Origin of the sequence: Thiomonas sp. 13-64-67, from assembly GCF_002282795.1 — a bacterium.
Classification (GTDB): domain Bacteria; phylum Pseudomonadota; class Gammaproteobacteria; order Burkholderiales; family Burkholderiaceae_C; genus Thiomonas; species Thiomonas arsenitoxydans.
In genome coordinates, this window is the sequence record NZ_NCKP01000014.1 from 71,054 (window position 1) to 92,398 (window position 21,345).

At 64.5% G+C, this 21,345-nt stretch carries 19 protein-coding genes; 9 read left to right on the forward strand and 10 right to left on the reverse strand.

Annotation, left to right across the window (positions count from 1 at the left end; all coding sequences use genetic code 11):
- Window positions 1–2 precede the first annotated feature (2 nt).
- The 3 genes from B7X30_RS05725 to argB are packed head-to-tail and all read right to left on the reverse strand — an operon-like array spanning window position 3 to window position 2,306.
- Window positions 3–722 carry an HAD-IA family hydrolase gene (locus B7X30_RS05725; RefSeq protein ID WP_286729734.1) on the reverse strand — a complete coding sequence of 240 codons (720 nt, stop codon included), beginning with the start codon at window positions 720–722 and terminating at the stop codon, window positions 3–5.
- Window positions 712–1,395, reverse strand: a complete 684-nt coding sequence (locus B7X30_RS05730; protein WP_286729737.1) for a Dph6-related ATP pyrophosphatase — start codon at window positions 1,393–1,395, stop codon at window positions 712–714. Before B7X30_RS05730 ends, B7X30_RS05725 begins: the two co-directional genes overlap by 11 nt.
- The gene (gene argB, locus B7X30_RS05735; protein ID WP_013104764.1) at window positions 1,392–2,306 is read right to left on the reverse strand and encodes an acetylglutamate kinase; all 915 of its coding nucleotides are present in this window, start codon (window positions 2,304–2,306) and stop codon (window positions 1,392–1,394) included. The genes B7X30_RS05730 and argB overlap by 4 nt, the downstream gene beginning before the upstream one ends.
- 110 nt (window positions 2,307–2,416) lie before the next feature.
- Between argB and B7X30_RS05740 the strand changes: the two genes are divergently transcribed.
- Complete coding sequence (locus B7X30_RS05740; protein WP_286729740.1) at window positions 2,417–3,064, forward strand: DUF1345 domain-containing protein; 648 nt, start codon at window positions 2,417–2,419, stop codon at window positions 3,062–3,064.
- An 18-nt stretch (window positions 3,065–3,082) separates the two neighbouring features.
- A complete protein-coding gene (gene purT, locus B7X30_RS05745; protein WP_286729742.1) occupies window positions 3,083–4,288 on the forward strand; it encodes a formate-dependent phosphoribosylglycinamide formyltransferase in 1,206 nt (401 codons plus the stop codon).
- A gap of 86 nt (window positions 4,289–4,374) precedes the next feature.
- Here purT and B7X30_RS05750 read toward each other — a convergent pair whose 3' ends face one another.
- Both B7X30_RS05750 and B7X30_RS05755 read right to left on the reverse strand, forming a co-directional pair.
- Window positions 4,375–6,780, reverse strand: a complete 2,406-nt coding sequence (locus B7X30_RS05750) for a putative bifunctional diguanylate cyclase/phosphodiesterase (RefSeq protein WP_286729744.1) — start codon at window positions 6,778–6,780, stop codon at window positions 4,375–4,377.
- Window positions 6,781–6,946: 166 nt separating this feature from the next.
- The gene (locus B7X30_RS05755; protein WP_286729746.1) at window positions 6,947–9,346 is read right to left on the reverse strand and encodes a putative bifunctional diguanylate cyclase/phosphodiesterase; all 2,400 of its coding nucleotides are present in this window, start codon (window positions 9,344–9,346) and stop codon (window positions 6,947–6,949) included.
- Between the two features lie 315 nt (window positions 9,347–9,661).
- Between B7X30_RS05755 and B7X30_RS05760 the strand changes: the two genes are divergently transcribed.
- Complete coding sequence (locus tag B7X30_RS05760) at window positions 9,662–10,324, forward strand: hypothetical protein (protein ID WP_286729747.1); 663 nt, start codon at window positions 9,662–9,664, stop codon at window positions 10,322–10,324.
- Between the two features lie 184 nt (window positions 10,325–10,508).
- Window positions 10,509–11,960 carry an MDR family MFS transporter gene (locus B7X30_RS05765; protein ID WP_286729749.1) on the forward strand — a complete coding sequence of 484 codons (1,452 nt, stop codon included), beginning with the start codon at window positions 10,509–10,511 and terminating at the stop codon, window positions 11,958–11,960.
- A gap of 27 nt (window positions 11,961–11,987) precedes the next feature.
- Here the strand turns inward: B7X30_RS05765 and B7X30_RS05770 are convergent, their stop codons facing one another.
- Window positions 11,988–12,971 (reverse strand): aldo/keto reductase, encoded by a 984-nt coding sequence (locus B7X30_RS05770; RefSeq protein ID WP_013104771.1) that lies wholly within the window; start codon window positions 12,969–12,971, stop codon window positions 11,988–11,990.
- A 42-nt stretch (window positions 12,972–13,013) separates the two neighbouring features.
- Window positions 13,014–14,009 carry an aldo/keto reductase gene (locus tag B7X30_RS05775; RefSeq protein ID WP_286729752.1) on the reverse strand — a complete coding sequence of 332 codons (996 nt, stop codon included), beginning with the start codon at window positions 14,007–14,009 and terminating at the stop codon, window positions 13,014–13,016.
- Window positions 14,010–14,250: 241 nt separating this feature from the next.
- Here B7X30_RS05775 and B7X30_RS05780 point away from each other — a divergent pair, with 241 nt between their 5' ends.
- The 4 genes from B7X30_RS05780 to B7X30_RS05795 all read left to right on the forward strand — a co-directional run bounded on the left by B7X30_RS05780 (window position 14,251) and on the right by B7X30_RS05795 (window position 18,254).
- Window positions 14,251–15,159: a LysR family transcriptional regulator gene (locus B7X30_RS05780; RefSeq protein ID WP_013104773.1), complete on the forward strand. Its 909-nt coding sequence runs from the start codon at window positions 14,251–14,253 to the stop codon at window positions 15,157–15,159.
- A 98-nt stretch (window positions 15,160–15,257) separates the two neighbouring features.
- Window positions 15,258–15,749, forward strand: coding sequence for a YaeQ family protein (locus B7X30_RS05785; RefSeq protein ID WP_286729754.1), 492 nt, complete (start codon window positions 15,258–15,260; stop codon window positions 15,747–15,749).
- Window positions 15,750–15,776: 27 nt separating this feature from the next.
- Window positions 15,777–16,751, forward strand: coding sequence for a serine/threonine protein kinase (locus B7X30_RS05790; RefSeq protein ID WP_286729757.1), 975 nt, complete (start codon window positions 15,777–15,779; stop codon window positions 16,749–16,751).
- Between the two features lie 102 nt (window positions 16,752–16,853).
- A complete protein-coding gene (locus B7X30_RS05795; RefSeq protein ID WP_286729760.1) occupies window positions 16,854–18,254 on the forward strand; it encodes an MFS transporter in 1,401 nt (466 codons plus the stop codon).
- A gap of 27 nt (window positions 18,255–18,281) precedes the next feature.
- Here the strand turns inward: B7X30_RS05795 and B7X30_RS05800 are convergent, their stop codons facing one another.
- On the reverse strand, window positions 18,282–18,770 hold the full coding sequence (locus tag B7X30_RS05800) for an excalibur calcium-binding domain-containing protein (protein ID WP_286729762.1): 489 nt from the start codon (window positions 18,768–18,770) through the stop codon (window positions 18,282–18,284).
- Window positions 18,771–19,021: 251 nt separating this feature from the next.
- Between B7X30_RS05800 and B7X30_RS05805 the strand changes: the two genes are divergently transcribed.
- On the forward strand, window positions 19,022–20,056 hold the full coding sequence (locus tag B7X30_RS05805) for an IS110 family RNA-guided transposase (RefSeq protein WP_286729763.1): 1,035 nt from the start codon (window positions 19,022–19,024) through the stop codon (window positions 20,054–20,056).
- Between the two features lie 183 nt (window positions 20,057–20,239).
- Here B7X30_RS05805 and B7X30_RS05810 read toward each other — a convergent pair.
- Both B7X30_RS05810 and B7X30_RS05815 read right to left on the reverse strand, forming a co-directional pair.
- Window positions 20,240–21,101 (reverse strand): IS5 family transposase gene (locus B7X30_RS05810; RefSeq protein WP_286729764.1). Its coding sequence is split into 2 segments (ribosomal slippage): window positions 20,240–20,693 and window positions 20,692–21,101, totalling 864 coding nucleotides; the frame shifts between segments, so codons are not numbered across the junction.
- A gap of 89 nt (window positions 21,102–21,190) precedes the next feature.
- A partial coding sequence (locus B7X30_RS05815) for a transposase domain-containing protein (RefSeq protein ID WP_286729773.1) occupies window positions 21,191–21,345 on the reverse strand: 155 nt, incomplete at its 5' end.

The window sequence follows — 21,345 nt, forward strand, 5'->3', positions numbered from 1 at the left end:
CTTCAACCCAGCCGCCCGAGTTCATTCAGGCTGCGGATGCGCGCGGCGACGAAATCCGGCCGTCCGTGCAGGCCGGTGCGTTCCATCGGCAGATCGCGCCTTGCTCGCGCGGCGCGGCGGGCGTAGCGCACCATCCACGCGCCGCGCAGGCCGATGCGGCGGGCGGCTTGCAAATGCCCGGGCGTGTCTTCGACCAGCACGCATTGCGCGGGCCTGAGTCGGTGGCGGGCGAGCACATGGCGCAGCATGCGCGCATCCGGCTTGGGGCGCAGTTTGTGGAACATCCACATGTCTTCCACCGCGATCAGGCCGTCGACCAGCGGCCAGAGTTTGAGTGTTTTCAGCACGCGGCGGGCATAGTTGCGCGGGGCATTGGTGAGCACCAGTTTGCGACCCGGCAGACGCGCCAGCGCGGCGCGCTCGCTGCCGTCGCAGCGCAACATGCTAGGCAGGTGGGGAAAGTCGTGCGTCTCGCGCAGAAACTGCGCGGCGTCCACGCCGTGCTCGTGCATCAGGCCCAGCAGCGTGGCGCCGTAGCGTTGCCAGAAATGGGCGCGAATGCGGTTGGCTTGCGCTCGCTCCACGCCCAGATGGCGTTCGATGAAGGCCGTCATCTGCGCATTCATCAGCGGAAACACGCGCCAGGAGGCGTCGTGCAGGGTGTTGTCGAGGTCGAGCAGCCAGACGGTCTGACTTGCTGCGCAAGCCGGATTACGCGGCATGTGGCAAATCCAGATTGGCAAAGCAGTAGCGCACCGCGCCGAAGCGTGCGGGTGCGGTCCAGGGAGTCAGCCCGGTAACGCGATGCTCCACCGGGCGGGAGAACGCCGGGCCGTCGAACACGAAGGTGTGGAACTCGCCGTTCTCGCCGCAGGCGTCAACGCCCTGCGGCAGGCTGGCAATGAATTCGGCATCGAACTTCCGACCGCAATACGCGTCGTCAAGAAAACGGCTGTCCACGCATACCACGCGGGCGTGCCAGCCCTGCGCCAGAAACTCGTCCACCAGCGCCAGCCGCGCCTGCCCCCACAGCGGCAGGCATGCCTGCAAACCGGCTTGGGCGCAGACCTGTTCTTCCCAGTCGCGGTGGGCCTGCAGGTCGATGTCGCCAAACACCGCGACCTGCGCGCCGCGCGCGGTCAGCGCCTGCAACTGTGCGACGAATCTGGCTTGGTAGTTGTCCCAGCTTGCTGCGGCCGTCACCAGTTCCAGCCCCAAGGCGTCTGCCTGCGCCTGCATTAACGCCAGCGGCACGCCGTGGCTGCGAAGACGCTGACCGGTTTCTTCGAGCATGGCCAGCAGCCAGCGCACCTCCAGCCCGCTTTCGCGGGCGCGCTGCACGGCGAGCATCGAATCCTTGCCGCCGCTGAACGAGGCCAGCGCCAGGGTACTCAATGCGAGCGGATCATGGTGCCGAAGGCCTGCTCGGTCAGCACTTCCAGCAGGATGGCGTGCGGAATGCGGCCATCGACGATGTGCACCGAGTTGACGCCGGATTTGGCGGCTTCCAGCGCGGACGAGATTTTGGGCAGCATGCCGCCGGAAATGGTGCCGTCGGCGAACATGTCGTCGATTTCATGCGCGGTGAGATCGGTAAGCAGCTCGCCCTTCTTGTTCATCACCCCGGGGATATTGGTGAGCAGCAGCAGCTTTTCGGCGCGCAGCACTTCGGCCAGCTTGCCTGCCACCACGTCGGCGTTGATATTGAACGAGGCGTTGTCCTCGCCGAAGCCGATGGGCGAGATGACCGGAATGAACTGATCGTCCTGCAGCGCCTTGACCACCGCGGGATCGATGGCGGCCACTTCGCCCACCTGGCCCACGTCGATCTCGGCTGTCGGATTCTCGCGGTCGCGCATGCGCAGTTTGCGCGCGCGAATCAAGCCGCCGTCTCGCCCGGTCAGTCCCACTGCCTTGCCGCCGGCGTGGTTGATCAGGCCGACGATGTCTTGCTGCACCTGGCCGGCCAGCACCCATTCCACCACTTCCATGGTTTCGTCGTCGGTCACTCGCATGCCTTGCACGAAAGTGCCTTTTTTGCCTACGCGGTTCAAAGCCTCGTCGATCTGCGGGCCGCCGCCATGCACCACCACCGGGTTCATGCCCACCAGCTTGAGCAGCACCACGTCCTCGGCAAAGTCTTGCTGCAGGGCCGGGTCGGTCATGGCGTTGCCGCCGTATTTGATGACCAGAGTTTTGCCGTGAAATTTGCGGATATAGGGCAGGGCCTGGGCGAGGATTTCGGCTTTTTCGCGGGGGGCGATATGCGACAGATCGGGGAAGTCGGTGGACGTGTCGGCGGTCATGGCGAACCTTGGTCGTGAAGGGAGGGGGGCGGGGGCGATGTTGCGGTGCGCAATTCTAGGGATTCATCGCCGGGCATGTCGCTTTGAACTCACCCTACACTTCATGCCCCATGCGCAATCCGCTTCTCACCCTCTACCGCACACTCAGCCACCGCCCGCGTTTGAGCGCGGCCATTGCGCTGGGCGTGGTGCTGTGGTCGGTGCTCAGTGCCACTTTGCCGCACACCATTGCGCTGCTCTGGGCGTTCGACGCCAGTGCGCTGCTGTTTCTCGTCAGCACCGCCTGGATGATGGCGCACGCCACGACCGAAACGCTCAAGCGCCGCACCGAGCTGGAGGCCGAAGGACGCTGGACGGTGCTGCTGTTCAGCCTGGTGCTGTCGGGAGCGGTATTCGCTGCGCTGTCGGTGGAGTTGCATGCGGTGCGCGGTCACCCCGGCGCGCTGGCGCTGGCCGGAAGCAGCATCGTTCTGTCCTGGCTGTTTTTTTCGGTGATCTTCGCCCTGCAATACGCCCATAGCGACTACGCCGCGCGCACGGCGGGCACGCCTGCGCTGATGTTCCCCAACAATCAGGTGCCCGATTATTGGGACTATCTCTATTTCTCCGTGGTGCTGAGCATGACCTTTCAGACCTCGGACGTGAACATCGCCGGGCGGCATGTGCGCCATCTGGTGTTGCTGCACAGCGTGGCGGCGTTCTTTTTCAATGTGGTGATTCTGGCGCTGACGGTCAATGCCCTGGCCGGCGCTTTCTAAATCGTGAAGGACTTTGACATGACGACCCTTGGCACCCCGCTTTCCCCTTCGGCCACCCGCGTGATGCTGCTCGGCGCGGGCGAACTGGGCAAGGAAGTGCTCATCGCGCTGCAGCGCCTGGGCGTGGAAACCATTGCGGTGGACCGCTACGACCACGCGCCGGGGCAGCAGGTGGCGCACCATGCCCGCACGATTCAAATGACCGATCCCGAGGCCTTGCGCGCCCTCATCCTGCAGGAAAAGCCGCATCTGGTGGTGCCGGAAATCGAGGCCATCGCCACGCCAGTGCTCGAAGAACTGGAGGCTGCCGGTGTGGTGACCGTCATTCCCACAGCCCGCGCGGCGCGGCTGACCATGAACCGCGAAGGCATCCGCCGACTGGCCGCCGAAGAGCTGGGTCTGGCCACCTCGCCCTATGCCTTCGCCGATTCGCTGGAGCAACTGCAGGCCGCGATCGATGGCGGCATCGGCTATCCCTGCGTGGTCAAGCCGGTGATGAGTTCCTCGGGCAAGGGGCAGAGCAAGCTCGACGGCCCGGCCGACGTGCGCCCCGCCTGGGAGGCCGCGATGTCGGGCGGGCGCGTGGCGCAGAGCCGTGTGATCGTCGAGGGCTTCATCGACTTCGATTATGAAATCACCCAGCTCACCGTGCGCAGCATGGGCGCCGACGGCGCTGCACGCACCGACTTCTGTGAACCCATCGGCCATGTGCAAGTGGCTGGCGACTATGTGGAAAGCTGGCAGCCGCACCCCATGAACCCGGTGGCGCTGGAGCGCAGCCGCGATATGGCGCGGCGCATCACCGAGGCGCTGGGCGGGCGCGGCATTTTTGGCGTGGAACTGTTCGTCAAGGGCGAGCAGGTGTGGTTCAGCGAGGTCAGCCCGCGCCCGCACGACACTGGGCTGGTTACCCTCATCACCCAGTGGCAGAGCGAGTTCGAGCTGCACGCCCGGGCCATACTCGGCCTGCCGGTGGACCCGTCGCTCAAGACCGCGGGCGCCAGCGCGGTGATCTACGGCGGAGTCGAGGCGCGCGGCGTGCGCTTTGAAGGGGTGGAGGCGGCGCTGGCCATACCCGGAACTGATCTGCGGCTGTTCGGCAAACCCGAGAGTTTTGTGAAGCGCCGCATGGGCGTGGCGCTGGCCCGCGCCGAATCGACCGACGCCGCGCGCGCCAACGCCAAGCTCGCCGCGCAGCAGGTGCGGGTGGTGGCGTCAAGCTGAGAGCGCCCCCAGACCTGCCGCGTTCGCGTCAGGCCCCCCGAGGGGGATGAGAAAACTTGGGGCGGCCCGGCGTTTTCTCATGAGCGTTATAGCGGCAAGGTGGGGTGCATCGAGCTGTCGAAACCGCCGGAGCGCGAGTCGGCGTTTCGGTCGGCATCTCGGCCCGCTTGGCGCGACGCCGATTCCGCCGCCATGGGCGGAATGTTCACCAGCACCAGATTCCAGAACTGATGCCGCACCACGCGGCTGTGCGCCTTGAGCTGCGCGGCCTGCGCCGGCTCGATCGGCGCCCTGGTCGCCAGCTGCTCGCGCAGCCGGGTGTGAAAGATGTGCAGCTCGCGAATCAGGCGCAGGAACGCGGGCCGATCTTCATACATCGCCTGATGGGTCTGGCACCAAAGACCCAGCTCGCTTTGCAGCGCGGCGTTCGGCTTGAGAAACTGCTGACGCTCACTCTCGCTCAGGGTGTCTTGCTGCGCGCGCAGCGCCACGGCGTTGTGCCACACCAGGGCCTGAATGGCATCGGCCGAGATGGCCGGCTGGTGGCGCAGCGAGGCCGTCCAGGGGATGAGTTGGGGCCAGTTGGCCAGCCAGACTTCGAAGTCGGACAGCGACAGCGGCGGCGAAATGGCGTAGCCCTGAAAGCGCCGACAGCCCATGGACGACAGCGCCAGCGCATGCTGCGCCGAGCCCACGCCTTCGCCGATCACTTCCAGCCCCATGAGCTCGGCGATGCGCAGCAGGCCGTAGGAAATGCTCAGGCCCGCGCCGCTGGTGAACAGGTCATGGGTGAAGCTGCGGTCGATCTTGACCGAGGTGATTTCGAGCTGCTGCAAGTGGATCAGGCTGGCGCTGCCAGTGCCGAAGTCGTCGAGGATGACCTGCACGCCTAATTGACGGCATTGCGCGACCATGAAGCGCGCCATCGCGCCGTCGAGCTCGGAGCCGTGCTCGGTCAGCTCCAGCGCCAGCAGCCCGGGCGGGCACTGCGGATGCTGGGCCAGCACGCTGCGCAGGTCGGAGAGAAATTGCGGATCGAGAAAATGCCGCGGGCTGATGTTGACGCTGATCTGCAGCGCGCGCCCCGCACCGAACCAGGCGTCGGCCTGGCGCATGGCCGCGGCCAGCACGAAACGGCCCACCGCCACGGCCAGGGTGTCGTCGTCGAGCACGGCCTCGAAAGTCGCTGCGCGGTGCAGGCCCGCCGCGTCGCGCAGCCGCAGCAGGGCTTCGGCGCCGTCGATCTGCACCTGCGGTTCCGCCCCTTTGGCGGCCGATGCCGCCTGCAGAGACAGGATCGGCTGATACTGCAGTTCCAGCCGGTTGTCGCGCAGCGCCGACTGCACCCATTGCAGCTTGCGGTGCCGCTCCTGCATGGCGTCTTCCATCTGCTGATCGAAGATGCGGTATTGCTGTCGGCCGTTTTTCTTCGCCGCATACATGGCCATGTCGGCCCGCCGCACCAGGGTTTGCGCGTCGACGGGCGCATCGGGCTGCTGTACCACCAGACCGAGCGACAGCCCGATCTGCAGGCTGTTGCCTTGAATGATGAACGGCGCTTCGATGCAGTTCACCAGCCGTTTGGCGATGTAGCTGAGCTGCTGTTCGGTGCTGTAGCCGGGCAGCAGCACCACGAATTCATCGCCGCCGAAACGGGCCAGCAGATCGCCCTCGCGCAGCACACCGCGCAGCCGTTGCCCCACGGCGACCAGCAACTGATCGCCGATGATGTGGCCCAGCCGGTCGTTGACGGATTTGAAGCGGTCGAGATCCATCAGCCCGATGGTCAGCGTCTGGTTCGGGCGGCGCTGCATCAGCTCGTTGAGGTGATCGAGAAAGATGCGGCGATTGGCCAGCCCGGTCAGCTCGTCGCGCAGGGCGAAGCGGCGCAGCGCCTTGAACGCCTTGGTCAGCCGCAGGTTGTCCTTGATGAGCGCGCGGCTGAAGCCTTCGACGGTCATCATGAGCGTGGCGCCGAAGGCGAGCACGGTCAGCACGGCAGCCCATGCCAGTGCGCGCTGCTGCCCGTCCGCCATGGGCAACTGAATTCGGCCAGGACTGAGCCCTATCGCCACTGCGCTGAGCGCCGCAAGCAGCAGCAGGCTGGCGGCAATCTGAAGCCGACGCACATGCAGCGCGGCGATTGGAATCAGCGCAAACAGCGGCAGCACGAACAGCGCCCCCACTGACGGCAACAAGGCGAAGAACAGGAACTGCAGCCCGGCGTTGAGCAGCAGGAACAGCGTGACCGGAAAATCCTCTGCGCTGTTCTGCGTCTGGGGGAAGTAGAGCATCCAGTTGAGCAGAAGCAGATTGACCGTCACCCCGAGCAGGCCGTAGGCGACGGCAGCCAGCCAGGGCAGCAGCCCCGCCGCGGCATAGACGAGCAGCAGCCCCGCGTAGAGCACATAACCTGCGAGGGTGCGGTTCAGCAGGCCGGTGGACGGTGCGGGGCGGTTGTCTGGGTTTTGATCAGGGGCGCGCTGCGTCATGTTCAGTCTGGGCCGCGGCACGCTGCAGGCGGGCACCCCACGAGTGGCGGAGGCCGGACATGCTGCGCACGAGCGAAAGCGTCTTGTTGTGATGGAGTGTTCATGCGGCGCAGAGGCAATGCAAGCGGCAAGGCTTGCAGCGCCCGCTCATTTCACCAAAAAATACTCACAGAACGAGTTTGAGTGCTGGCGGGGTGGAGGGCGCTTCGATGGACTCGGCCGGAGCCGACTCGAACACGCTGTTGAATTCGGTTGAGTTGACTTCCTCTTGGTCAGATCCGACGGGCTTGTCGACGCCCAGCAGAATCAGATTCCAGAACTGGTGCCGAATGATGCGGCTTTGCTCGCCCAGGCTCTTGATCCTGGCCGACTCCGGGCTCAGCGGGGCCTCGGCCAGTTCTTCGCGCAGCCGGTTGTGAAACACATGATGTTCGCGCATCAGTCGCAGAAATCCGGGCCGGTTGCTGTAACGCGCGCCGTTTTCGTGGCACCACAAGCCCAGAGCGCAGGCGTTCTGGGCATCTGGCTCGATGAGCTGCTTGCGTTCTTCCGAACTGATGGTGCCGCGCTCGGCATGCAGCGCCGTATTGTTGTGCTGCACCAGGGCGTGAATCGCATCGGGCGAGATTTGCGCCTGCTTGGGCAGCAAGGCCGCCCAAGGCAGTTGCGAGCGCCAGGTGGTGAGCCAGGCATCCATGGCTTCGGCGGTCATCGGCCGGGCGATGGCATAGCCCTGAAAACGTCGGCACGACATGGAGGCCAGCGCCAGCGCGTGTTGCGGCGTGCTCACCCCCTCGGCCACCACGGCCAGGCCCATCAGCGCGGCGGTGCGCAGCAGCCCGTAAGTGATGCTCAGCCCGGCGCCGCTGGTGAACAGGTCGCGGGTGAAGCTGCGGTCGATCTTGACCGACGAGACCTCGAGTTGTTGCAGATGGGTGAGGCTGGCGCTGCCGGTGCCAAAGTCGTCGAGCGCGACCCGCACGCCCAGATGGCGGCACCGGCTGACGACAAAGCTGGCCATGCGGCTGTCGAGCTCGGAGCCATGCTCGGTGACTTCGAGCACGAGCCGTTCCGGCGGACATTGCGGATGGCGTTCCAGCGCGGCGCGCAGGTCGGAGAGGAATTGCGGATCGAGAAAATGGCGCGGGCTGATGTTGACGCTGACCTGAATATCACGGCCCTGCAGATGCCAGCGCTGCGCCTGATCGAGCGCGGCAGACAGTACGAAACGTCCGACCGGCACACCGATTTGCTCGTCATCGAGCACCGACTCGAACGCGCCCGCCGTGTGCACGCCGTCGGCGTCGCGCAGGCGCAGCAGCGCCTCGGCACTGTGGACGCCAACCACGCCCGATGCCGTGCCGCCATCGAGTGACAGAATGGGCTGGTAGTGCAGTTCCAGCCGGTTATGATGCAGCGCGTCGAGCACCCAGTTGAGCTTGCGATCATGGTCCTGCAGGGCGTCTTCCATATGCTGGTCGAAAAAGCGGTACTGCTGACGGCCGCCTTCCTTGGAGGCGTACATCGCCAGATCGGCGCGGCGCATCAAGGTGAGCGCATCCACCGGCTGCGCTTGCTGCTGAATGACGATGCCCAGCGACAGCCCGATCTGCAGGGCGTGGCTCTGCACCGTGAACTCCTGCTCCATGCTTTTGACCAATCGGTCGGCCACTGCGCGCAGCTGGTCGAGCGAGGTGTACCCGGTGAACATCACCACGAACTCGTCTCCGCCCAGCCGCGCCAGCACATCGGTCTGGCGCAGCACGCTACGCAGGCGCTGGCCCACGGCCACCAGCAGTTGATCTCCCACCGAATGGCCCAGACGGTCGTTGACGATCTTGAAGCGGTCGAGATCGATCATGCCCACGGCCAGAGCCTGATGCGGATGCTTGACCAGCGTGGCGCTCAGTTTCTGCATGAACGCCCGGCGGTTGGCCAAGCCGGTGAGATCATCGCGATGGGCGATGGTGCGATAGGTCTTGTACTCGTCGCGGATCTGCTCGTTGTGCTGCACCAGCTTGCGGCTGAAGCGCTCTTTGAACAACTGCGTGGCGATGCTGAAAGCCAGCGCTTCGGTGAACGCAATCCACAGCAGCGCCTGCTGCGTCCAGCCGTTGGTGGGAATGCTCCAGCGGCCCGCGCTCAACAAGAGAGCGATCAGGGTCATCGCCGCGATCAGGCCGTACATGAACACGATCTGGCGACGGCGAAAGCGCAGCACTTCGATGGGCACGATGCCAATCAGGATCAGCATGGCGATGAACGCAATCTGCGGTTGCCAGATGGCAAAGCCCAGCTGCACGCCCACGTTGAGCAGCAGAAAGACGTAGGTGGGGTAGGTTTTGGTGCGAACTGCTTCGTCGCTCAGGCCCTGTATCCAGAAATACAGCCCGATGTTGCCCAGCGCCCCGGTCAGAAAGTAGGCCCAGGCCACGAAAGTGGGCAGCAGCCCGATCAGTCCGTAGCCCAGAATCGTGAGGGCGCCCGCAGCGTATCCGACCAGATTCAGCGCCAACAGGGCCCGTTGCGGACGCCGCAATTTGTTGGAAGGGTGGGATTGATCCATCGGTGCGAAAACGGATTGCAAGGGCTGCAGTTTGGGACGAGTCGCCCGGGGTGTCGGGGTCTCGTGTTGGAGATCAACGGAACTGCCGTAGTTTAGGGATTGACCTTGAAAGGCACTGTAAATTAATAGCGATCATCGGACGGGAGCGTACTTTTTCCACACAACTCTTTACGTTTTCGCCATAAGCGTGGCGAAAAGGGTCTGCTGCGCAACAGTCGAGCATTTGCTTGATCTGCATCAAAGCGGAGGTGGATGGAATCGACTTGAGCGCATGTAACTAATTGATACTCACGCTTTCTTTTTGAAAGGAAGCCCATGAAAAAAGCTCTGTTGACCGTCGCCTTCTCCGCACTGGCCTTTTCGTCGTCCGCGTTTGCGCAAGAAGCCAAAAAGCCGCTGACCTTCAGCGAAATCCAGACCATCCGCATCATGGCCGGCGGGGTGGTGGGCAACGCCCTGGCCCAGACCATGCAGCGTCCGCATCTGGGCCTTCTGGTGAACCGTTCCGTGATCTGCAACTATCTGGCCGGGGGTATTGGCGGCACCTTGACGGTGAACAAGGCCGACTCCCGGTTGACCTTTGAGTCGGTGAAAGACAAGGCAGAGATCGCCCCCGCCGTCGCCCACCTCCTGCCCTCAGACGGCATTTACCTCGCCTTTGGCGGCGAGTGGAAGAAGGAAGAAAACATGGCGCTGCTCGAAGTTGCGCTGGAACAACTGGCCGAGCACAACTACAAGGGCAGTGTGATTTTCCACGTCACGACTTGGGCGCAAAAGCAGCCGCAAGAGATCGCCGCGCGCAATCCCAAAATCGCCAAATATTTTGAAACCGCCACCCTGCGCGCCGTCACGCTGGATCTGAACAAAAAAGAGGCCATGATCAACAAGATCACTTTCGACGGCAAAGACTACAAACTCAACGTCGCCGCCACCGCCCCGATGCGCGACGACTTGGTAGAACTGTTCAAGCGCCAGTAAACCCGGCGGCTGTAAACGCCTCGTCTGCACGGCACCCCACAACACCCCGCCCCGGCGGGGTGTTGTGCTTTTCGGCGCGGCGCAAAAGCAAGTGGGACTGCCGCAGCGGTGATTCGTGTCCTGGCGGACAATCACGCAACACCGCCAGCGCTGATCCTTGCTCGTTTTTTTGACGCCCACCCCGTTGTCTCAAATCCCCCCTTCCGCTGAACAGCCGTCGCCGAACACGGACGACTCGGCTCAGCAAGGACGCCCGCTGGTCGCCATCATCGTGGCCATCGCCTTTCTGATGGAGCAGCTCGACGCCACCATCGTCACCACTGCCATTCCCGACATGGCGCGCTCGCTGCAGGTCAGCGCGGTGCAGATGAGTCTGGCGGTGAGCGCGTATGTGCTGACCCTAGCCGTGTTCATTCCGCTGAGCGGCTGGTGCGCCGACCGCTTCGGCGGGCGCCGCGTGTTCGTGGCCGCTCTGGGGCTGTTCACCACCGGCTCGGTGCTGTGCGGGCTGGCCGACAGTTTTCCCATGCTGGTGGCCATGCGGGTGTTGCAGGGTTTGGGCGGGGCAATGATGACGCCGGTCGGACGCCTCATTCTGCTGCGCAGCTTTCCGCGCTCGCAGCTGGTTCGCGCCATGACCTATGCGACGCTGCCCGCCATCATCGGTCCGGTGATCGGGCCGCTGCTCGGCGGCTATCTCACCACGGCGCTGTCGTGGCGCTGGATTTTCTATGTCAACCTGCCTTTCGGTCTGCTGGGCATGGTGCTGACCGCGCGCTTCATCCGCGACCTCGATGCCCCTGCGCCGCCAGCCTTCGATCTGTGGGGCTTCGTGTTGTTCGGCCTGGCGGTGGGCTTGGTGCAGGTCTGTCTGGAAGGCGCTGACCATCTGCCGGTCGCCTGGCTGGCCGCGCTGCTGCTGGGGGCGGTGGCGCTGCTGGGCCTGTTTTGGCACCACAGCCGCAGCCGCAAGCATCCGGCGGTCGATCTGGGCCTGCTGCGCGAACGCGCCTTCGGCATTGCCACCCTGGCGGGCGGGCTGTGCCGCATTGCGATGAACGGGCCGGTTTATCTGTTGCCGCTCATGCTGCAACTCGGGCTGGGCATGAGCCCGGTGCAGTCGGGCGCGCTCACCTTTCTGTCGGCCGTGGCCTCGCCGGTGGTGCGGGTGTTCGTCGGCACCGCCCTGCGGCGGCTGGGTTTTCGCACCCTGTTGCTGATCAGTGCCCTGGCCTGCACCACCAGCCTGTGCACCTTCGCCCTCATCGGGCCGCACACCGAAACGGCGTGGATTGCGGCGGCCATCGTGTTCTACGGCCTGGTGCGCTCCACCCAGTTCATGACCTCCAACACCCTGGCCTATGCCGACATCGATGCGCAACGCCTGAGTCGCGCCACCAGTCTGGGCGGGCTGCTGCAGCAACTCACCGTGAGTTTCGGCGTTTCACTGGGCGCTGCGTGGCTGGGCCTGTTCACGCCCCACCACTTGATGCCCTCGCTGGCGACCTTTCATCTATCTTTTCTGCTGTTGGCCGCGTTGCCGCTGCTCGCCTTGCCCGTCTTTACCCGCCTGCAGCCGCACGACGGCGCCATCGTCAGCGGGCATCTGGCCGCGCCGCGCTCCGATCATTCCTGATTGGGCAGAGTCCGGGCGCAGCAAACTTCAGCGATCCACCCGCTGCTGCAGATGCGCCGGATAGCGCTCGCCGACGATGGCAACGGTCTGCAGGGCCTGCTCGATGGCGGTGAGATCGGTCGGTGTGAGCACCACGTCGGCCGCGCCGATGTTCTCCTCAAGGCGGTGCAGCTTGGTGGTGCCCGGAATCGGCACGATCCAGGGCTTCTGCGCCAGCAGCCAGGCGATGGCGATCTGCGCCCGGCTCACGCCCTTCGCCGCGGCGAGTGCGCCCAGCATCTCCACCAGCCCGGCGTTGGCCTGGCGGTTCTCCGCGCTGAAGCGCGGCACGACGTTGCGGAAGTCGCTCTTGTCGAAGGTGGTGTGGGCGTCGATGGCTCCGGTCAGAAACCCCCTGCCCAGCGGGCTGAAGGGTACGAAACCGATGCCCAATTCCTCCAGCACCGGCAGCACGCTTTGCTCGGGCTCGCGCCACCACAGCGAGTATTCGCTCTGCAGCGCCGCCACCGGCTGCACCGCGTGGGCGCGGCGGATCGTCTGCGCCCCGGCCTCGGACAGGCCGAAGTGTCCCACCTTGCCTTCGGCAATCAGATCGCGCACGGTACCGGCCACATCTTCAATCGGCACGTTCGGATCGACCCGGTGCTGATAGAACAGGTCGATGCGGTCGGTCTTGAGACGCTTGAGCGAGGCTTCGGCCACCGCGCGAATGTGCGCTGGGCGGCTGTCCAGGCCCTGGCTCACCACGCCGTCGGCGAAGCCGAACTTGGTGGCAATCACCACCTGATCGCGGAACGGCGCCACCGCTTCGCCCAGAAGCTCTTCGTTGACGAACGGTCCGTAGACTTCAGCGCTGTCGAAAAAGGTGACGCCGCGCTCGTAGGCGGCGCGGATCAGGCGGATGCCGTCGCCCTTCTCGGTTGCCGGCCCGTAGCCGTGGCTCAGGCCCATGCAGCCCAGTCCGATGGCCGAGACCTGCAGGCCGCTGCGGCCCAATGTACGTGTTTGCATGATGTGGTCCTTGGTTGAATGTCAGATCATCGCAGGGCCGGATCACCGGCCGCTCATGGCCAGAACGGCGGGTGGCAGACGTTCGCCCTGCACTGGAATCTTGGCTGCAGCACTCGTCAGTTCCATGAGCTCTTCGGGGCGCAAGTGGATCTCGACGGCGCCGAGATTCTCCTCGAGACGATGCGGCTTGGTGGTTCCGGGAATCGGCACGATCCAGGGCTTTTGCGCCAGCAGCCAGGCCAGCGCGATCTGGGCCGGCGTGGCGGCCTTGCGTGCCGCGAAAGCCTTGATCAGTTCGACCAGCGCCAGATTCGCTGCCCGAGCCTCGGGCGCGAAGCGCGGCACGTTGTTGCGGAAGTCGGTGGCATCGAACTGCGTGTTGAGGTCGATCTTTCCCGTCAGAAAGCCCGCGCCGAGCGGGCTAAAGGGCACGAAGCCGATGCCCAATTCATCGAGCACGGGCAGCAGCTCGGCTTCCGGCCCGCGGTACCAGAGCGAGTATTCGCTCTGCACCGCCGTCACCGGATGCACCGCATGCGCCCGGCGGATGGTCTGCACCCCTGCCTCGGACAGGCCGTAATGCCGCACCTTGCCTTCGGCGATCAGCTCGCGCAGAGCGCCTGCAACCTCCTCGATCGGCACATCGGGATCGACCCGGTGCTGATAGAACAGGTCGATACGATCAGTCTTCAGGCGCCTGAGCGACGCCTCGGCCACCAAGCGGATGTGCTCCGGCCGACTGTCGAGCCGACCGCTGCGTTTGGCGGTGACGGGATCGATGTCGAAGCCGAACTTGGTCGCAATCACCACCCGATCTCGCACCGGGGCCAAGGCCTCGCCGACCAATTCTTCATTGACGAACGGGCCGTAAGACTCTGCCGTGTCGAACAACGTCACCCCCAGATCGACCGCCTTGCGGATCAGGGCAATCATGTCCGATTTGTCCGCCGGCGGGCCGTAGAGGGCGCTCATGCTCATGCAGCCCAGTCCAAGGGCCGAGACCTGCAGGCCGCTGCGGCCGAATGTGCGTGTTTTCATGATGTTGTCCTGGGTTGAAATTTCTGTCACTGCCCGGCTTGCGGTAGGCCGTGCAACGGCTCCTGGATGGCGATATTCGTGCTCTTTGAATGCATTCACAGACTCAGCTATGGAATACGTCTTTCGGGGTAAGGCTAGTGACATGAGAGCCTCGTTGTGTTGCGATGAGCAGACTTTAGGCGTCGATCCTTGTCTTGATAAGCTGGAATAATCGGCATGAGCCTATGAGCGAAATTCATCAATGCCTTCTCCCGACTTCAACGATCTGCAAGCTTTCATCGCCGTGGCGCGCGAGCGCAGCTTCACTCGCGCTGCGGCGCAGATGGGCGTGTCGCAATCGGCGCTGAGTCACCGCATGCGCGCGCTGGAAAATCAGCTTGGCCTGCGCCTGCTCACCCGCACCACGCGCAGCGTGGCGCCTACCGAGGCCGGCGAGCGTCTGTTGCAGACGCTTGCGCCACGGTTCGAGGAAATCGGGAGCGAACTCGCCGCCTTGCGTGAGCTGCGCGACAAACCGTCGGGCCTCATTCGCATCACGGCGGCCGGGCATGCCGCCGACACCATTCTGTGGCCCAGGCTGCAGGCGGTGTTGCCCCAATATCCTGAGCTGCAGGTCGAGATCAATCTCGACTACGGCTTCACCGACATCGTGTCGCAGCGCTTCGATGCCGGGGTGCGCCTGGGCGAAAGTCTGGAGCAGGACATGATCGCCGTGCGCATCGGCCCCGACCTGCGCATGGCCGTCGTTGCCACGCCCGCCTACTTCGCCAGACACCCGCCGCCGCAAACCCCGCAAGACCTCGCCACGCACAACTGCATCAACCTGCGTCTTCCTCGCGGCGGCCTCCTCGCTTGGGAATTCGAGCGCGACGGGCATGCGCTCAACGTTCATGTGCAGGGCCAATGGGTGTTCAATACCAGCTCCCCCTTGTTGCGCGCCGCGTTGGTGGGCGCCGGTCTGGCCTACGTGCCCGAGGACGCCGCGCTGGAGCACATCGCCACCGGTCATTTGCAGCGCGTGCTGCTCGACTGGTGTCCCCGCTTCGTCGGTTATCACCTCTACTACGCCAGTCGCCGCCAGTCGTCACGCGCGCTGGCTGTGGTGGTCGATGCGCTGCGGTACCCGGCAAGCACAATGTCATCCTCATGAGAAAACGCAGGGCCGCCCCAAGTTTTCTTGTCCCCCTCAGGGGGCTGACGCGAACGCGGCAGGTCTGGGGGCACTCTTGAGGATTGAGAATTCAAACTATGGCGCTGAAAGCAACGATTTACAAAGCCGACCTGCAGGTGGCCGACATGGACCGGCATTACTACGCCGACCATGCCCTGACCCTGGCCTGCCACCCCGCGCAGGAGGGCATCGCCCTGACCAAGGGTCTGTTCGACGTGGACGAGCCCGACATCTGGGTGAAAGACCTCACCGGCGCGATCAAGCTGTGGATTGACATCGGCCAGCCCGATGAGAGCCGCGTGCGCAAAGCCTGCGGGCGCGCGGATCAGGTTGTCGTGGTCTGCCATGCCAGCAGTTGCCCGGTGTGGTGGAAGCAGAACGCGGGCAAGCTCGCGCGGCTGAAAAACCTCACCGTGCTGCGTCTGCCGCCTGAGGTCAGCCAGGCTCTGGGTGGCCTCACCGAGCGCACGATGCAGTTGCAATGTCTGGTGCAGGATGGCGCGGTGTCGCTCAGCAGCGCAGCGGCAACGATCGCCGTCGAACTTGAGACACTGCAAGCCGCCGCTTAAAGGGCCATCAAAGGGGCCATCAAAGTCATGTCTCAGCTCACCTATGCCGATCTCAGCCCCGATGGCGTGCTCGACGCCATCGACAGCCTGGGCCTGCGCTGCGACGGCACGCTGCTGCAACTCAACAGTTACGAGAATCGGGTATTTCAGGTGGGTCTGGAAGACGGCAGCCAGCGCATCGCCAAGTTCTACCGCCCCGGCCGCTGGAGCGACGCGGCCATTCTGGAAGAGCACGCCTTCACCCTGGAACTGGCCGAGCGCGAGGTGCCGGTCGTGCCACCCCTGCTCTTGGGCGGCCGCACTCTGCATACCGTCTCCGGGCATCGGCTGGCCCTGTTCGCGCGCCAGGGCGGGCGCACTCCAGAGATCGAACAGGACGAGACGCTGGAATGGTTGGGCCGCTCTCTCGGCAGGCTCCATGCCGTTGGCGCCGCGCGTGCCTACCAAGCCCGCCCCACGCTGGATGTGCAGACCTTCGGCGTGGCGTCGCGCGACTTGTTGCTCGACGGCGGCTGGCTGCCTGAAGACCTGCGCGCCGCTTGGCTCGCCGTCGTCGATCAGGCGCTTGACGCCGTGCGCCTGGCCTATGCGCGGGCTGGGGACGTGTCGCTGATCCGGCTGCATGGCGATTCCCATCCGGGCAATCTGCTCTGGACCGACGAGGGCCCGCATTTCGTCGACTTCGACGACAGCCGCAGCGGCCCCGCGATTCAGGATTTGTGGATGCTGCTCTCGGGCGACGAGGCCGATATGCGACGCCAGTTCGCGGCGCTGCTGCGCGGCTACGAGATGTTCCGCGAGTTCGACGATCGCGAGAAACACCTTGTCGAAGCCCTGCGCACCCTGCGCCTGCTGCATCACAGCGCCTGGATCGCCAGCCGCTGGAGCGATCCCGCATTTCCCGCGGCGTTTCCCTGGTTCGGCAGCGTGCGTTACTGGCAGGACCGCATCCTGGAGTTGCGCGAGCAGGTCGCGCTGATGCAGGAACCGCCGCGGATTTAGGAGCCGCCTGGAGAGATCAATGCAACCATCGGCGGTCCATCGATGCTGTTCTTTGCATCCATGCTCGCGTTCCATCATTCCCCCCATGCCCTGCCTTTTCCCGTGAAACCGATACCGTCTCGCCGCGATGCAGCGCCCCATGCGCAGACCGAGACTGGCGACTTCCTCGAACCCGGGCAGCTCTGGGCCTTGGTCGGCGTGCTGCTCGCAACGGTGCTGGTCGTGCTCGACGGCACCATCGTCAACGTCGCCCTGCCCACGATTTCCACCGAATTGCACGTCAGCGCGTCGCAGGCGATCTGGGTGGTCACGGCCTACCAAATGGCCCTGGTCATGGCGCTGTTCCCCTGCGCGGCTATCGGCGACAAGGTCGGGCATCGCACGCTCTACGTCGGCGGCGTCGCGGTATTCACTCTGGCCTCGGCCCTGTGTGTCATGGCGCCGAGCTTCGGCTGGCTGGTGGCCGCGCGGTTCATTCAGGGTCTGGGCGGTGCGGGCATCATGGCGCTTAACGCCGCTTTGCTGCGCGCCATCGTGCCGCAGCGCATGCTGGGCCGGGCCATCGGCTGGAGCGCACTGACCGTGGCCCTGTCCTCAGCAGCCGGGCCGACCCTCGGCGCGGTGATTCTTTCGCTGGCCGACTGGCGCTGGCTGTTTGCCGTCAACCTGCCGGTTGGCTTGATCACCCTGCTGGCGCTGCGGAGGCTGCCGCAGAGCGCACCGGGTCAGCGCCCGCTCGATCTGCCCAGTATGGCCCTGAATGCCCTGGGTTTTGCCACGCTCGTGCTCGGCGTCGACTGGCTCGCGGCCTCCCCCGCGCAAGGCGCTGTGTTGATGGCAGTGGCTGTCACGGCCTTTGCGGCGCTGATCGCACGCGAATGGCAGGTTGAAGCGCCGCTCATTCCGCTCGATCTCCTGCGCGTGCCCGCGTTCCGGCTGTCGGTGCTCGCCTCGATCTGCTGCTTCGCGGCGCAGATCGCGGGCATCGTCGCCCTGGTCTTTGACTTTCAAAACCGCCTCGGCGAAAGCGCGCTGGTCACTGGCCTGGCGTTGACCCCCTGGCCCCTGACGGTGGCCGTGGCCGCCCCACTCGCCGGGCGCCTGGCCGACCGCGTATCCACCGCCGCCCTCTGCACCTTTGGCGCCGTCTGTCTGGCTGCAGGCCTGCTGCTGGCCGCCTGGATGACGCAGGAACAGCGTCTGCTGCCCCTCGTCGCTAGTACCGTGTTGTGCGGCCTGGGTTTCGGATTCTTCCAGGTGCCGAACAACCGCAACATGCTGCTCGCCGCCCCCCGCGCACGCAGCGCGGCGGCCGGCGGCATGCAAGCCACCGCGCGGCTCTCAGGCCAGACCGCGGGCGCCGTGGCCAGCTCGCTGGTGTTTCACCTGGTGGCCGGAGCTCACGCCCCTCAGGTTGGCCTGCTGGGTGCCACCGGCCTGGCCGCGCTGGGCGCCTTGTTCAGCGTGATGCGTGTAGCGCAGGGCGGGACGGCAAAATCGTGAGACGCCGGGTCAGCACAAGCGCTCGGGTTAGCGGCTGCACCACTGCTGCTCGCAGGGAGTGCCGTCCCTGTTGCCGTCCATCTTCACGCCAGGGCAATGGGCGAGAAAGTACTTGGCTTCGGCGCAAGAGCGCATCTGCGAGCAATGGATGCGTCCATCGCAGGTGAAACCGGAAACGGTTGCAGCCGGGGAGCCCGACAGCGATGTGGCGTGTGGTTGCGTGGTTTGCTTCGCGGCTTGTGCTGCGGCTTGCGCTGCGCGCTTCTTTTTTTCAGCGGCGTTCAGTTCTTCGATTGACGGCGGGTTTCGCACTTGACCAGATGGGCAGGGCGTTTGCTGAAAAGTGACTGTGCCATTCACCACGCATTTGTTCATCGGCGCCGCCTCAACGGCAGAGGTGAACAAAGCAAAAAACAAAGCGGCACCCAAGAATTGTTTCTGCCAAATAAAGTCGCAAACGCACACCGAGCAAACTTGCCTCCGGAAGCGCCCCATCGCGATACGCGTCGCGCGCAAAGTCGCAAACTCCCTCTCGCGCGCCTCTGTCGCTGGTGTCCAGGTGCCAATGCTGCAGGTCGCGATAAATCTGCATCGAAACACTCAACCAAAACGATGCAACGCCAACCGACGCATAGACTGTGCCGAGATGACCTCCGCGCACCTGAATCTTAAGCAATGGGATGGACGCCCCCACCCGCAGCGGCATCTTTGTGCCAAAGTGCAGGTGTTACTACTTCAACCACTTGAACCGAGAGGGAGCGTCCGTCATGGAAATTACGACTGTTGGAATTGACCTGGCAAAAGCCGTGTTCCAAATTCACGCGGTCGATGAGCGCGGCAAGACCGTCATGAAGAAGCAGCTCAAGCGCGATCAAGTCGCTGCGTCCTTTGCCAACCTGCCGCCGTGCCTGATCGGCATGGAAGCGTGCGGCAGCGCGCACCACTGGGCGCGCAAGCTGGGAGGCTTCGGACACACCGTGCGACTCATGGCCCCGCAGTTTGTCAAACCCTATGTGAAGACCAACAAGAACGACGCGGCCGATGCGGAGGCGATCTGCGAGGCCGTGGCGCGGCCGAATATGCGGTTCGTGCCGATCAAGAACATCGAGCAGCAATCGGTGCTGTCGCTGCACCGGGTGCGCCAAGGTTTCGTCAAGGCGCGCACGGCGCAAGCCAACCAGATCCGCGGCCTCCTCGGTGAATTTGGTTTGATCATTCCCCAAGGCATTGCGAACCTCGCCAAGCGGGTGCCCGAGTTGATTGAAGAGGCTTCAAACGAGCTGACATGCGCATTCCGGCTGTTGATCCAGCGACTGATGGAACATCTGAAGGAACTCGATCGCCAGGTCGCCGAGATGGAGGGGCAGATCAAGGCCTGGCACCACGCCAGCGATCACAGTCGCAAGCTCGAGAAGATTCCGGGCATCGACCCGATCACGGCAAGCGCCTTGGTCGCCACTCTTGGGGATGCGAAGAGCTTTGACAACGCACGGCAGCTCGCGGCCTGGCTGGGCCTCGTTCCCCGGCAACATTCCAGTGGTGGCAAACCCACCCTGCTGGGCATCAGCAAGCGGGGCGACAGCTATCTGCGCACCTTGCTGATCCACGGCGCGAGATCGGTGATCTTCAGGGCCCAGCAGAAGGTTGCCAAGGGGGGCTGGCTGCACAAGTTGCTGGAGCGTCGCAACCCGAACGTGGCAGCCGTCGCACTGGCCAACAAGAATGCACGGATTGTCTGGGCGTTGCTGGCCAACAACCGAGAGTTCCGCGCCGATGACACACCCGCGATTGCGGCCGTGTAATCGGCGCGGCTGCAGCAAGACCCACACAACGCAACAACAGGAGAATCACTCCACCGATTGCTCAGGCCGACATCAGCGTGTCGATCCCACCGCAATCAGGCGCCATCCTCGTCCGGTTAGAAGCAACAGCTAGTCGGTTAGAGGCTAGCCCTACGTCAATCCAATCCATAGAGCGCTTAGAATCTATCCGTAAATAATATTGACCTGGAGCGGCACCTTCCGGAACGCAATGATCGCTGCGGCGAGGTGGTTGAGCGCGACGAAACTGCGCTCGAGCTTCTCGTAGCGCACCAGCAGCTTGCGCAACCGGTTGAACCAGCTATGGCAGACCTCGACGACCCAACGTCGCGCCTTCTTCGTCGGGTCACGCCGCTTGATGTCTGCCTCTTTGCGGCGGCTGACGACGTGGGCGATGTTGTCATGCTTTTCGATGGTGCGAGCGTTGTCGGCACCGCGATAGCCGGCGTCTGCGCACAGGTGCTTGTGGCGCCGCGACGGTGGGCTCTCGCGCTTGACCATGATCGCGCTCAGCACCTCGTCCAGGCGCTTGCAGTCATTGATGTTCGCCCCGGTCACGATGAGCAACAACGGGACGCCACGGCCGTCCACCAGCAAGTGACGCTTGCTCCCATTTTTTCCCCCGATCCGTCGGGTTTGGCCCGACGGATTGCTGTGCCAGCGGCGCACGCGTCATCGCGCCGTCCACGCTCTGCCACGCCCAAGCAATGCCTTGCATGGCGTCGTACTCGGCCAAGCCGGCCTTCCACAGCGCCTCGAAGAAACCTGCCTTTTCCCACTCCAGGAAGCGCTTGTGCACGGCGCTGGCACTGCCAAATCGCTCCTTGGGCAACGCCTTCCACTGACAGCCCGTGCGCAGCACGTACACAATCGCCTCAAACACCTGCCGCGCTGGCTTCGGCGGTCGCCCCGCCCCGGGCCTGCGCTGATACACCTTGTCGACCGGCGCGACCCGCTGTGGAACCAAAGGCTCCACCCGTTGCCAGAACGCATCCGTCACGACCCACGACTCCGCTCGCTTGGCCAATGCATTGCTCCGACGCCGCGCATCTCGCGGCTCGGAGTGCCATTTATCGTAAGCGTCCCGCCAACCCCTCTTGACACCCGAAGTGAAGGTCAGGTGCTGAGTGCAGGGGGATTGGTTTTCGCCCAGTGGTGGGGCAGCAATTCGACCAGACGGCTGTTGGGCCAGGTGGGCAGCTTCGTCAGCACATCCTTGAGATAGGCCCAGGGGTCGACCTCGCACAGCTTGGCCGATTCGATCAGCGTCA

Coding starts and splice junctions, on each gene's coding strand:
- B7X30_RS05725 (WP_286729734.1), bottom strand. CDS start 722: ATGCCGCGTAATCCGGCTTGCGCAGCAAGTCAGACCGTCTGGCTGCTC.
- argB (WP_013104764.1), bottom strand. CDS start 2,306: ATGACCGCCGACACGTCCACCGACTTCCCCGATCTGTCGCATATCGCC.
- B7X30_RS05740 (WP_286729740.1), top strand. CDS start 2,417: ATGCGCAATCCGCTTCTCACCCTCTACCGCACACTCAGCCACCGCCCG.
- purT (WP_286729742.1), top strand. CDS start 3,083: ATGACGACCCTTGGCACCCCGCTTTCCCCTTCGGCCACCCGCGTGATG.
- B7X30_RS05750 (WP_286729744.1), bottom strand. CDS start 6,780: ATGACGCAGCGCGCCCCTGATCAAAACCCAGACAACCGCCCCGCACCG.
- B7X30_RS05755 (WP_286729746.1), bottom strand. CDS start 9,346: ATGGATCAATCCCACCCTTCCAACAAATTGCGGCGTCCGCAACGGGCC.
- B7X30_RS05760 (WP_286729747.1), top strand. CDS start 9,662: ATGAAAAAAGCTCTGTTGACCGTCGCCTTCTCCGCACTGGCCTTTTCG.
- B7X30_RS05770 (WP_013104771.1), bottom strand. CDS start 12,971: ATGCAAACACGTACATTGGGCCGCAGCGGCCTGCAGGTCTCGGCCATC.
- B7X30_RS05775 (WP_286729752.1), bottom strand. CDS start 14,009: ATGAAAACACGCACATTCGGCCGCAGCGGCCTGCAGGTCTCGGCCCTT.
- B7X30_RS05780 (WP_013104773.1), top strand. CDS start 14,251: ATGCCTTCTCCCGACTTCAACGATCTGCAAGCTTTCATCGCCGTGGCG.
- B7X30_RS05785 (WP_286729754.1), top strand. CDS start 15,258: ATGGCGCTGAAAGCAACGATTTACAAAGCCGACCTGCAGGTGGCCGAC.
- B7X30_RS05790 (WP_286729757.1), top strand. CDS start 15,777: ATGTCTCAGCTCACCTATGCCGATCTCAGCCCCGATGGCGTGCTCGAC.
- B7X30_RS05805 (WP_286729763.1), top strand. CDS start 19,022: ATGGAAATTACGACTGTTGGAATTGACCTGGCAAAAGCCGTGTTCCAA.